This window comes from Sulfurimonas sp. CVO, from assembly GCF_009883775.1.
Lineage (GTDB): Bacteria > Campylobacterota > Campylobacteria > Campylobacterales > Sulfurimonadaceae > Sulfurimonas > Sulfurimonas xiamenensis.
The window spans coordinates 1,045,345-1,056,297 of the sequence record NZ_CP033720.1 but is presented as its reverse complement, the minus strand read 5'-3'; the positions used below and the strand labels follow the sequence as shown (position 1 = coordinate 1,056,297).

The 10,953-nt window shown below is 30.8% G+C and carries 12 protein-coding genes; 6 read left to right on the top strand and 6 right to left on the bottom strand.

Annotated elements, in window-relative coordinates:
- The first annotated feature begins 13 nt into the window (after positions 1 to 13).
- The 3 genes from CVO_RS05370 to CVO_RS05360 are packed head-to-tail and all read left to right on the top strand — an operon-like array spanning position 14 to position 5,095.
- On the top strand, positions 14 to 1,354 hold the full coding sequence (locus CVO_RS05370) for an RNA-binding domain-containing protein (RefSeq protein WP_159570618.1): 1,341 nt from the start codon (positions 14 to 16) through the stop codon (positions 1,352 to 1,354).
- Positions 1,351 to 4,443, top strand: coding sequence for a type I restriction endonuclease subunit R (locus tag CVO_RS05365; RefSeq protein ID WP_159570615.1), 3,093 nt, complete (start codon positions 1,351 to 1,353; stop codon positions 4,441 to 4,443). The genes CVO_RS05370 and CVO_RS05365 overlap by 4 nt, the downstream gene beginning before the upstream one ends.
- Positions 4,436 to 5,095: a M48 family metallopeptidase gene (locus CVO_RS05360; RefSeq protein ID WP_159570612.1), complete on the top strand. Its 660-nt coding sequence runs from the start codon at positions 4,436 to 4,438 to the stop codon at positions 5,093 to 5,095. Before CVO_RS05365 ends, CVO_RS05360 begins: the two co-directional genes overlap by 8 nt.
- A gap of 85 nt (positions 5,096 to 5,180) precedes the next feature.
- Here CVO_RS05360 and CVO_RS05355 read toward each other — a convergent pair whose 3' ends face one another.
- From CVO_RS05355 to CVO_RS05335, 5 genes are all read right to left on the bottom strand, one after another.
- Positions 5,181 to 5,384 (bottom strand): hypothetical protein, encoded by a 204-nt coding sequence (locus tag CVO_RS05355; RefSeq protein WP_159570609.1) that lies wholly within the window; start codon positions 5,382 to 5,384, stop codon positions 5,181 to 5,183.
- 30 nt (positions 5,385 to 5,414) lie between these two features.
- On the bottom strand, positions 5,415 to 6,356 hold the full coding sequence (locus CVO_RS05350) for a site-specific integrase (protein WP_159570606.1): 942 nt from the start codon (positions 6,354 to 6,356) through the stop codon (positions 5,415 to 5,417).
- 535 nt (positions 6,357 to 6,891) lie between these two features.
- On the bottom strand, positions 6,892 to 7,230 hold the full coding sequence (locus CVO_RS05345; protein WP_159570603.1) for a hypothetical protein: 339 nt from the start codon (positions 7,228 to 7,230) through the stop codon (positions 6,892 to 6,894).
- On the bottom strand, positions 7,231 to 7,638 hold the full coding sequence (locus CVO_RS05340) for a hypothetical protein (protein WP_159570601.1): 408 nt from the start codon (positions 7,636 to 7,638) through the stop codon (positions 7,231 to 7,233).
- Complete coding sequence (locus CVO_RS05335; RefSeq protein WP_159570598.1) at positions 7,631 to 8,152, bottom strand: hypothetical protein; 522 nt, start codon at positions 8,150 to 8,152, stop codon at positions 7,631 to 7,633. Before CVO_RS05335 ends, CVO_RS05340 begins: the two co-directional genes overlap by 8 nt.
- 96 nt (positions 8,153 to 8,248) lie before the next feature.
- Here CVO_RS05335 and CVO_RS05330 point away from each other — a divergent pair, with 96 nt between their 5' ends.
- Positions 8,249 to 8,428 carry a hypothetical protein gene (locus tag CVO_RS05330; RefSeq protein ID WP_159570595.1) on the top strand — a complete coding sequence of 60 codons (180 nt, stop codon included), beginning with the start codon at positions 8,249 to 8,251 and terminating at the stop codon, positions 8,426 to 8,428.
- An 11-nt stretch (positions 8,429 to 8,439) separates the two neighbouring features.
- On the opposite strand, the gene CVO_RS05325 is transcribed toward CVO_RS05330, so the two are convergent.
- Positions 8,440 to 9,087 carry a hypothetical protein gene (locus CVO_RS05325; RefSeq protein WP_159570592.1) on the bottom strand — a complete coding sequence of 216 codons (648 nt, stop codon included), beginning with the start codon at positions 9,085 to 9,087 and terminating at the stop codon, positions 8,440 to 8,442.
- A 117-nt stretch (positions 9,088 to 9,204) separates the two neighbouring features.
- Between CVO_RS05325 and CVO_RS05320 the strand changes: the two genes are divergently transcribed.
- Positions 9,205 to 9,840 (top strand): hypothetical protein, encoded by a 636-nt coding sequence (locus CVO_RS05320; protein WP_159570589.1) that lies wholly within the window; start codon positions 9,205 to 9,207, stop codon positions 9,838 to 9,840.
- A 116-nt stretch (positions 9,841 to 9,956) separates the two neighbouring features.
- Positions 9,957 to 10,940, top strand: coding sequence for a phage replisome organizer N-terminal domain-containing protein (locus CVO_RS05315; RefSeq protein WP_159570586.1), 984 nt, complete (start codon positions 9,957 to 9,959; stop codon positions 10,938 to 10,940).
- The last annotated feature ends 13 nt before the right edge of the window (positions 10,941 to 10,953 follow it).

The following is a 10,953-nucleotide window of genomic DNA, read 5'->3' as shown; positions in this document are numbered from 1 at the left end:
GGAAGTAAAAAACATGAAACTACAAATTAACGAATCGCAAAACATAGAATTTAAACAGACTTGGAGAGATGACTATATCAAATGGCTTAGTGCATTTGGCAATACTGATGGTGGGAAACTTTATATCGGAGTGGATGATGATGGCGAAATCAAAGGCATTGACAATGCCAAAAAGCTTCTTGAAGATATACCAAACAAAGTACGAGATATTTTAGGCATCATGGTAGATGTCAATCTTTTGCAAGATGAAGATAAAGAGTACATTGAAATCATCACAGATAAATATCCATACCCTATAAGCTATAAAGGTTCATATTACTACAGAAGTGGAAGCACAACACAAGAGCTAAAAGGTGTGGCACTTGACAAATTTTTGCTCAGAACTCAAGGTAAAACTTGGGATAGTGTACCAGTACCTTATTTTGGAGATACAGATTTAGATCCTTATTCTTTTAAACTCTTTAGAGACAAAGCCTCTAAAAAGAAGAGAATAGATCCTGAACTTTTAAAAGAGAGTGATGATGTTTTAGTAGATAAATTAAGACTGCGAGAGGGTGATTATCTCAAGCGAGCGACTGCACTACTTTTTGCAAAAGAGCCTATGAAATATGTCATGGGTAGTATGATCAAAATAGGGTACTTCAAATCAAATACGGATTTAGTCTATCAAGATGTGATAGAGGGTAATCTATTTGAACAAGTAGATAAAGCTATGGAACTTATTTTTACAAAATATCTTAGTGCTTTGATTACTTATGAAGGTATTCAAAGAGTAGAGAGCTTCCCGATTTCAGAATTAGCATTTAGAGAAGCTCTTATCAATGCAGTTGTTCACAAAGATTATAGCTCACAAAATAGTATCCAAATAAGTGTATATGATGACAAGCTTCTTATGTGGAATGCAGGAGATTTACCACCACACTGGACTATAGATACACTTTTACGAAAACATACATCTGAGCCACACAATCCTCTAGTTGCTTATCCTTTTTTCTTAGCTGGTTATATAGAGTCTTGGGGAAGAGGAATAGAAAAAATCATAGAAGAATCACAAAAATTCAATGGTATCACCCCACAGTTTAGATGGGAAAATGGTCTTTGGGTGGAGTTTTATTTTAATAATGCCCCTAATAAAATAGAAAATACTGAAACTAGGGTAAAAACTAGGGTAAAAACTAGGGAGAAAATTTTGGAGCTTATTAGTGCTAATCCAAATATTACCAATCAAGAACTAGCCGATACACTGGAACTTACTGTAAAAGGTATTGAGTGGCAAATTAAAAAACTAAAAGAAGATGGTAAGCTTGAAAGAATTGGCGGTGCTAAAGGCGGACATTGGGAGATTTTAAAATGAATGATAACATTACACTTGAACTTGTAATACAACAAAACTGTATCAATCTTTTGAGCCATAAGGATTTTGGATATAAGTTTATAACTAAAGAAGATAATCTTATATTTAGAGAAAACAAAACATCTGCCGTGCTTTTAAAAAAGATACTTATAGAGAGACTTTATGCCATAAATAGCTATGAGTACAAAGGACAAAACTATAAATTCAGTGCCAACAATATAGCAAAGGCAGTAGATGATTTAGATGTATCTTTAAACGAGGGATTGATAATAGCAAATGAGAAGATTACCAATCATCTGCTTTTAGGTACTAGCTATGAAGAGAATCTTGATGATGGTACAAAAAAGAGTTTCTCTTTTAAATATATAGACTTTGAAAATATTGAAAATAACCACTTTTTTGTAACAGAAGAGTTTATAGTAGACCGTGCCAGCCAAAACGAAATTACAAAGACTAGAAGACCTGATTTGGTTGTATTTGTAAATGGTATTCCACTTGTGGTAATTGAGCTTAAAAAATCAAGTATAAATTATGAAAATGGTATCAAACAACTTGAAAAAGAGCAAAAAAAAGATGAAATTCCACATCTGTTTAAATACATACAACTAACTATGGCAGCAAATAGCAATGAAGCTAGATATGGAACAATGGGGACACCTTTGAAGTTTTATAGCTTGTGGAAAGAAGAAGAAAGCGAAAAGACAAAGGCAACTTTAAAAACTATGATACAAAATAGAGAAGTAACTAGTCTTGACCTTACGCTATTTGCACTTTTATCAAAAGATAGACTTTTGAAACTTATAAAACACTATATTTTATTTGATAAAAAAGTTAAGAAAGTGAGCCGTTATCAACAGTTTTTCGGGATTGAAAAGACGCTTAAAAGAGTGGAAAAAATAACTGATGGTATAAGAGCTGGCGGGCTTATTTGGCATACTCAAGGAAGTGGTAAATCGCTAACTATGGTAATGCTTACAAAACTTCTAAAACTCACTTATACAAACGCAAAAATCATCGTAGTAACTGATAGGGTTGATTTGGATGAGCAGATTCATAAAACTTTTGAGAATAGTGATATAAAAGCAGGACGAGCAAGTAGTGGAAGTGATTTGATAGAGAAACTTCAAAGTGGTATAAGTGTAATTACCACACTAGTGCATAAGTTTGAAAAAGTAAGAAACTCGCAAACTGTTATCAATGATAATAATGTATTTGTGCTAGTGGATGAATCTCATCGTACTCAAGGTGGAGATTTACACAATGCAATGAAAAAGGCTCTACCACTTGCTTGTTATCTCGGATTTACAGGAACACCACTTCTTAAAAAAGAAAAAGACAAAAATAGCTTTTTAAAGTTTGGTGGTGAGATACATCGCTACACTATAGATGATGCTGTAAAAGATGGGGCTGTTTTACCGCTACTTTATGAGGGAAGACTTGTGGATCAAGAGGTGCTGAGTCCTGATGGATTGGTACGAAAGTTCAATATGATTTCCAGAGAGTTAAGTGATGAAGCAAAAAGAGATTTACAGCATAAATGGGCAAGATTTCAAAAAGTTGCATCAAGTGAGCAAAGACTTGAACTAATAGCATTAGATATTAATGAACACTTCAAAAAAACTCTAAAAATGGCAAACAGTGGTTTTAAAGCGATGTTTGCAACAAGTAGTAAATATGAAGCTATAAAATATCATGAGATTTTTGAAGAGTATGGAGATATACGAACTGCTTATGTGATTTCAAGCAATGAGCATGAAGAACTGGATGGTGGCAATAAAGAATATGTTGCAAAAGCTTGGCAAGAAACTATTAAAAACTTTGGAAGTGAAGAGGAATATCTAAAGTATGTAAAAAATGAATTTATCCACGGAGATGAGATAGATTTACTTATTGTTGTAGATAAACTTTTAACTGGTTTTGATGCACCAAGAGCAAGTACACTTTATATAGATAAACAACTAAAAGAACATAATCTTTTACAAGCAATAGCTAGGGTAAATAGACTTTATGATGGAAAAGATTATGGATATATTGTAGATTATAGAGGGCTTTTAGGAGAACTTGACCAAGCTTTAACAAACTATGCTTCACTTGATGGTTTTGATCCAGAAGATCTGACGGGAGCTGTAGTAGATGTAAGAACTGAGATAGCAAAAGCTAAAACTTATTACACCCATTTAGAAGACCTTTTTAGTGATGTTAAATTTAAAGATGATTTAGAAAGTTTCGTAGTGATTTTAGCAGATATACAAAAAAGAGATGATTTTAAAGAGTGGTTATCACATTTAGCAAGAGCTTTTAAATTGGCTCTTTCTAGTGAGAAAATTGATGATATTTTAAGTGAGAGTGAAATAAAGCTTTATAAGAAAAAAATCAAATTTTACAATGAACTCAGAAAAGTAGTGCAGTTACGATACCACGAAACTTGTGACTTTGGAAAATATGAAGAGCAGATGCAAAAACTTCTTGATACTTTTGTAAGTGCCAAAGAGGTGAATGAGCTTACAAGGCTTGTAAATATCTTTGAAACAGAGTTTGAAGAAGAGGTGCAAAGAGTAGAGGGTAAAAGTGCAAAAGCTGACACAATTTTGAGTGCCGTAAGTGCTGTAGTAAAAGAAAAAATGGAATCAAACCCAGCGTTTTACAAATCTATAGCACAGCAAATTGAAGATGTAATCAATGAATATAAAGCAAAAAGACTCAGCGAAGAGGAAAAATTAGCTAAAGCAAAACAATTAAAAGACCTAATAACAGGTATGTCAAAACCAAATGAGGACAAGTACCCAAAAGAGTTCGAAAACAAAAAAACTTTAATTGCTATATATGATAACTTGAGTGACATTTTGGGTAACTTAGAAGTTGTAGATTTTGAGCTGATTGTTAAAAATTTGACTTTGAAATTTGATGAAATTTATGCAGGGGCTTCTAAAAAACCTGAATGGCATAAAAATAAAGATGTCGAAAATGAAATAACAAGTGCGATGGAAGATGTTCTTTGGGATATCGAAGATGAATATGATATATCAATCGAGAACAAAGAAAAAATTTATCAAACTATTAGAGGCATAGGGATAAGTTTTTATGCTTGAAAACATCCAAATTACTAAAAAAGATGTAAAAAATATCACTTTAAAAGTAAAGCCATCTGGAGAAGTAATTTTGACTGCTCCAAAGATAACAAGCAACGAACATATAGAGTATATAGTCAAAAAAAGAGCTAAATGGATAGAAAAAAAGAAAGAGTTTTTTGCCTCATTTGAAACAACTGAAAAAGAGTATGTGAGTGGAGAGGATTTTAAATATCTAGGTCGAAGTTACAGACTTAAAGTCATTGAATCAAAAAAAGAAGCTGTTAAGCTTCAAAGAGGCTATTTAGAAATCTATGTAAAAAATAAAAATGATTTAAAAAGAAAACAAAATTTGGTTTATGAGTGGTACTATGAAAAAGCATTGCTTCATTTCTTTAATATTTTGCAAGAGTTTAATAAAATTGTGATGCAAGAGATAAAAGATATAAAAATCAGACAAATGAAAACAAGATGGGGGAGTTGCAACCCTCATAAATCATATATCAATCTTAATATTGAACTTATAAAAAAGCCAAAGATCTGTATAGAATATGTAGTTTTCCACGAACTAGTTCATTTGATTTATCCAAACCATTCTAAGCAATTTTATGATTATTTAGCTCTTTATATGAGTGATTGGGAAAAACGGAAAGAGATTTTAGAGAAAGTTTAATTTTCAGCCCTCAAGAACTAGCAGAGTCGCTCCCATCTTAGGGCTTGATATTCAAAGCAAATTTTACCAAAATTTAGTTCAAATTTCAACCAATTTGCACCCCAAAATCCTCTGGCTTGATATGAAAGTATGATGATATTTTTTGATACATCACCTCATGTATTTCACTTAAAATCCCTTCACTTTGCTCATCTATGATTTTATCTTTGATGTCATAAGCAAATAGAAGTTTGTTTTCTTCATCTAGTTTTATGGCTGTTAAATACTCTTTAATGATGAGTGTTTGCATTTTATTTTTCCTTTGTAATGATTTATTTTTTTAGTGTCCAAGATAGTGCTCAGTGATACTTGCCCTATAGTGTTTCATCTCCCAGCTAACCCCTTGTAAGGCTTGCTCATAGGTATAGCTGTGGTTTTGATACTCTCTTACACGGTTTTGTGCAAAAGTCCATCTAAGCCCATGTGAACCATGATGAGGGATATTTAGCTTTTGGCAAGTGCTTTTGATATCATCGATATACTCTTGGTAAGAGATTTTGAAGTGTGAGGTGTCACTTTGTAAAAAGAAGTTTTGCAAAGTTTCATAGGTTTTAGTTGAGATAAACACATCACCAACTTTTCCACCTTTTTCTTTGGTTTCTATTACACCCACACTTTTATTGGTAATCTCATCTGTTTTTATAGCTTTTAGCTGCTCTTTTTTGATAAGTGTCACTCCCTCACTTCTAGCTCCTCCTTCAAGCTGTATGGTTGCAGCTAATTGGTGTTTAGGATTGGAGAGATTTTCTATTATTAAAAGTGGATTATCATAAACCCTGTTATGATAGTTGTTCGCCACAAGTTTTAAATCTCGAGCATTATTTAATAGTTCTTGTCTTATTTTAAAATCATAGATAATTGGAAATTGGTATTTCTCTTTTGAGTAGCGATTAAGAGCAATCTCTAACTTTCTAAGAGCAGATGTGATTTTTTCTAAATATTGTTTAGAAGGGTAGTATTCTATTTTATATTCAATATAGCTTTTTATATGCTCATCTGTTATAAGCTCACAGTTTTTGAGTTTAAAATGCTCTAAAAGATAGTTAAAAAAGTTATTCCAAACATTTCTATAACTCTCCATCGTTTTAAAAGATGATACACATCCATAGTGTTCATGATTTGGATTGGTTCTATCAGATTTTTTTGCACCTTCAAAGAATATGAGCTTTGTAAGTACCGCTGTTTGATAATATACACTTCCTCTCATTTTTACCTTTTCCATTTATCTATAATTTTACTTTTTCCTGCCTCTAGTTACAGGTATGTGTTGAGTCCTTCTACTTTTTTTCACTTTGAAAGCATCAAACAAAGATTAGATTTTTAATAGATCTAATAAAACTAAATTTAGGCATTTCTCCTACTGCTAAAAGCAGCTATACAGTTTTAAAAAGTATCTGAAAACTTTACATTTTGCTTCACAGTTTTTTTAGTAGTCTAGAAAGAAAAGATTCTGGTAAACTCCTCCACCTAGCTCAACTTTAGTCATTGTTTGAATCAATGCTTACTTTTGGTAAGGGTTATAAAAAAGAAAATTCTAACACCAAATTTGTCAACTATAACCGCTAGTAGAAAAAAAGATTTGCGATAAGATTTTTTGCTTCCCGTTTCCTTGTTTTTTTAGATTGTTTCAAAAGTGGCTTGTTTTAGGGGATTTTGAATTGATAATTTACAAAGTTAGAAGAGGTGCAATTTACACCTTTTTTTACAAAGCTTTACAAAAGAGTTGACAGGAACTCTTTTGTAAGATGGGGGAAAGTTTATGATTGTTCATCTCGCTTTATAGTATTGCTGATATTTTTTTCCATAGCTGCATCAAAAATTATTTCCGCAAACTCTTTATAAAGCTTTTTAATACGCTTTGGTGCTTTCTCTTTTTGAAATACTTTTTTTACTTCACCTTGTACCATAGCTTTAACCACTGGTAATGGATAAAATGCTCTTAAGCAATGCATTGTACTATAGAATATTGTTTTAGAAGATGACTTTGGATTGCTATTTGCAAAATAAATTATCACATACTCTTTTTCATTTTTTGTGAATTCCTCACCCGTTTTTTCTTTGAACATATTTTTAAATTTATCGAATAAAAATGCCATTTATTGCTCCTTTTGTTTATTGTGTTTGTTTTGTCGTTTGATAATATTTTTTAGTTTTGTAATCTCATCTTCTAAAGATTGTCTTACATAATGGGTTGACTTTATCTCTGTATGAAATTTTGAGAGGCTGTTATCTATAAGTTTGAAACTATCTTGGATATCTTTTTGCTCTTTTGCGTTTTCACTAGCGATTTTTAATAGGTATTTTTTATACTCATTAAATTGCTCCTCTATCTCATCAACATTTTGAGCTAGTTGGGTTTGAAACTCTGATGAATAGTTCATAAGAAGCTTTTGAATCCCAAGAGCAAATCTATCTTGCAAAAAATAAAATATTCCAGCTCCAGCAATCACTCCACTAAAAAATACAACCACCTGCATCATCATAAAAGTTGTTTGGTTATACATGCTTTGCATCCTTTTTTATGATGTGCTCATTGATGTATTGAGATAGATAGGTATGAGAAATAGTTTTTCTATATTTGCTTTGCAAATGCTGTTTTATATCCCTTAGACTATATCCATCATTATGCAGTGCCAAAATCACAGAGTGAATCGATAAAAGCATTTGAAGCTTTTGTTTTGGTTTCTCTTTTTTAAGTTTTATCCTCTCTATTTTTGCGATACTTCCAAGCTCATTTAGAGTTTGAGATTTATTTTTTGATTTTAAAAGCTGCTCTTTGTCGTAAAAGTGCTTGATAGCAAGAAGAAACGAAGCCAAAGATAAAAGCTTTTTATCAATTCCATCATTTTTGAGTTTAAAAAACTGATTTTTTTGCTCATCAAATATCAGTATCTGAAATTCAATATTTTGTTTATTGAACCAGTTGATAAGTGACTTCCGCTGCTCTTTGGAGAGCTTTGTGTGAAATTCTAAACTTGAAAGAGTTCCACTGTCAACAATATTGTTTTTTTGTTCCATGTTCACCTCATTTGATTTTATTTGTTTATTACATTCATATTTTTTGGATTTGTAAAAATATGAATGTAATAAAGAGAAAAATAAAGGATGTACATTATGGAAATGCAAATCAAAAGAAAAAGGGTAAGTATTTTGGATTACCATTTTGAAGAGATTAAAAGTTTAAGAGAAAAAGGTGTGAGTATTATGTCGATTTATAAAATCATAAATGACAAGTTGCCAAATAAGCTAACTTACAACAGTTATTTGATGTATTGTAAAAAATATGAGATGTAGAGGAAATCTAGTTAATAGTTTCCTCTAGGATTGTACTGTTCATAAAAATAGTTATCAGCAATTTCATTTATAGTTTCAATAAACTCATCGATATCACTGTATATTGTTTCAAAATCAATTTTTTGAAAAAGTTCTGTTTTTACAAAGCCACACAAAATATTTAAAAAAGTTGATTTAGAGAATTTATAATTTAGATTTGATTCAACTTTTCCTGCAAGGGCACTAATAAATGGCATACTTTGCTCAGACAAAGGTTTTTTACACTCAACTTCATTAAAATCAATATTATGCCCATTTTGATAAATATACGCATATATTAGTAATTTATCATGTAATATACTCATTTGTTCAAAAAGTAGGGTGTTGTCTTTTTTACTTTTTAGTGCTCTTGAGATTGAAGCTTGAGTAGTTTGTAAATAATGAGCAATTGAACTTTGATGAATATTATATTTTTTCATTTTATTTTCAAAATCTATAAATAGCTCTTCAGTATCATTTTTAGGCTTTTCTTCCTTGATAATAGATGATTTTAAATTTCTTTCGTTCAAGCTTTTTGTGATTATTAATTCAATAGTATCTAATGGATCTAAACCCAATTCTGCTGTTTTTTGTGCAAATTGAGTGAAATCTTTATCATTAATTTCAATTTTTATTTCCAAAAATACTCCTTTTGTAAGAATTTATTAAGTGTATATATACAATAATATGCGTATATATTTATAGTTTATTGAATATATACTAATTATACACATAAATTATACAAAAAAGGAGATTAAATGCAACTTGTTGAAATTTTAAGCCATAGTAACAAAATCAAAACCGTTGATGATTTGTTAAATCATTTTGATTTAGTTGTTGAACTAGCAAGAGATGATATCTACAAAATTGCTAAATCAAAACGACTCAAATTTTCTGATTTTGATTTTGCATACGCTGATGCAGTTGAGATGTTAAAAAGTCAGCTTCAAAAATCCCATCTAAAAGGAATTAGTAGATTTTTAAAGTGTGAAAATATAGCCAATGCTGTAAGTTGGCTAATAGAGAGACTACTTAACAATATGAGAAATATAACCACTAATCAAAAATATAAACTATATTGTGCTCCAAGTTTTGGACAACTTCATGAAAATATCAAATCAAATGATGAACTTGATGCGGTGCTTGAGCTTATGGAACTTGAAAAATTTGATAAAGATACCATAAAAAAAGGACTTCAAACAATTTGGAACAACTCAATACTTGAGGAAGATTTTGATTATTTTGATATGGAATATCTTTGTAAAAAGTTTGGATTTGAAGTATCACAGATTATAGGAACTGAAGCAATTAATTTGCAAAAGTATAAAAAAGAACAAACCCAAAGCGGCCACTCTCAACTAATGATGGTATTTGATGATGAATATGCAAGTTGATTTTAAAGAGTTAAAGAAAGGGCTTGAGGCGTCGCCAAACATTCTCAAGCCAAGCTATCCAGAGTGGATAAGTTTGAATTATACACAAATTTATCTTTTTTCAAATGAGGTGATGTATGAGCGATAATAAACATTACTACTATATCAAATTAAAAGCTGATTATTTTGATAGTGATGAAATGATTGTTCTTGAAAGTATGCCAGATGGGTATAAATACTCAAATATTCTGCTCAAATTTATCCTACGAAGTATCAAAAATGATGGGAAGTTAATGTTCAATAAAACAATCCCTTTTAACTCAAATATGCTTGCAAATGTAACCAGACATAGTGTAGGAGATATTGAAAAAGCAGTAGATATATTTCAAAAATTGAACCTAATTGAAATACTACAAAATGGTGCAATTTACATCAATGATATTCAAAACTATATTGGAAAATCTTCAACGGAAGCTGATAGGAAAAGAGCCTATAGACTAAGAATTAATGAAGATAAAAAATTGTTGGGACAAATGTCCGAAGAATGTCCAGACAAAAATCCACCAGAGCTAGAGCTAGAAATAAAGCTAGAGAAAGAAAAAGAGCTAAAGCTAAAAGCTACAGAGCAAAATGATATGAAAAGCTTTTTGAGCTTTAAAAGTTTTTGTGTTGAAAAATACAAAGGGCAGGTGCTTACAAATTGTTGTCCAACACTACTTGTGGGGAATGAGCTGAGAATTAATGATAATGGCTATCTTGAGAGTTATTACAATGGTAATAAAATAGATATCAATCCAAATAGAGCAAAAGAATTGTGGAAAATTTTATATGAAAACCAAAATGTGATAGGTGTAGTTAAAAAAGACTATATTGAAAAGTATGTAGGTAGATATATAAAAATTGAAATTCAAAGCAAAATGACAAATAAGCTTGAGATATTTTATTATGAAATAATCGGCTACAACATAGAAGATGAGCTATATCGCTTGATTTTAAAAGATGTGCAAACATCAGCAAAAGCAAATGCAAATAAGCTTTATACACTAGAACAAATGGCAAAGCTTCCATTTGTAGATGCAAAGGAAGTTGAAAATGAAATTTATAAATCAGATAATCGTTAAAAATAAAAAATAT

Coding starts and splice junctions, on each gene's coding strand:
- CVO_RS05370 (WP_159570618.1), top strand. CDS start 14: ATGAAACTACAAATTAACGAATCGCAAAACATAGAATTTAAACAGACT.
- CVO_RS05365 (WP_159570615.1), top strand. CDS start 1,351: ATGAATGATAACATTACACTTGAACTTGTAATACAACAAAACTGTATC.
- CVO_RS05360 (WP_159570612.1), top strand. CDS start 4,436: ATGCTTGAAAACATCCAAATTACTAAAAAAGATGTAAAAAATATCACT.
- CVO_RS05355 (WP_159570609.1), bottom strand. CDS start 5,384: ATGCAAACACTCATCATTAAAGAGTATTTAACAGCCATAAAACTAGAT.
- CVO_RS05350 (WP_159570606.1), bottom strand. CDS start 6,356: ATGGAAAAGGTAAAAATGAGAGGAAGTGTATATTATCAAACAGCGGTA.
- CVO_RS05345 (WP_159570603.1), bottom strand. CDS start 7,230: ATGGCATTTTTATTCGATAAATTTAAAAATATGTTCAAAGAAAAAACG.
- CVO_RS05340 (WP_159570601.1), bottom strand. CDS start 7,638: ATGTATAACCAAACAACTTTTATGATGATGCAGGTGGTTGTATTTTTT.
- CVO_RS05335 (WP_159570598.1), bottom strand. CDS start 8,152: ATGGAACAAAAAAACAATATTGTTGACAGTGGAACTCTTTCAAGTTTA.
- CVO_RS05330 (WP_159570595.1), top strand. CDS start 8,249: ATGGAAATGCAAATCAAAAGAAAAAGGGTAAGTATTTTGGATTACCAT.
- CVO_RS05320 (WP_159570589.1), top strand. CDS start 9,205: ATGCAACTTGTTGAAATTTTAAGCCATAGTAACAAAATCAAAACCGTT.
- CVO_RS05315 (WP_159570586.1), top strand. CDS start 9,957: ATGAGCGATAATAAACATTACTACTATATCAAATTAAAAGCTGATTAT.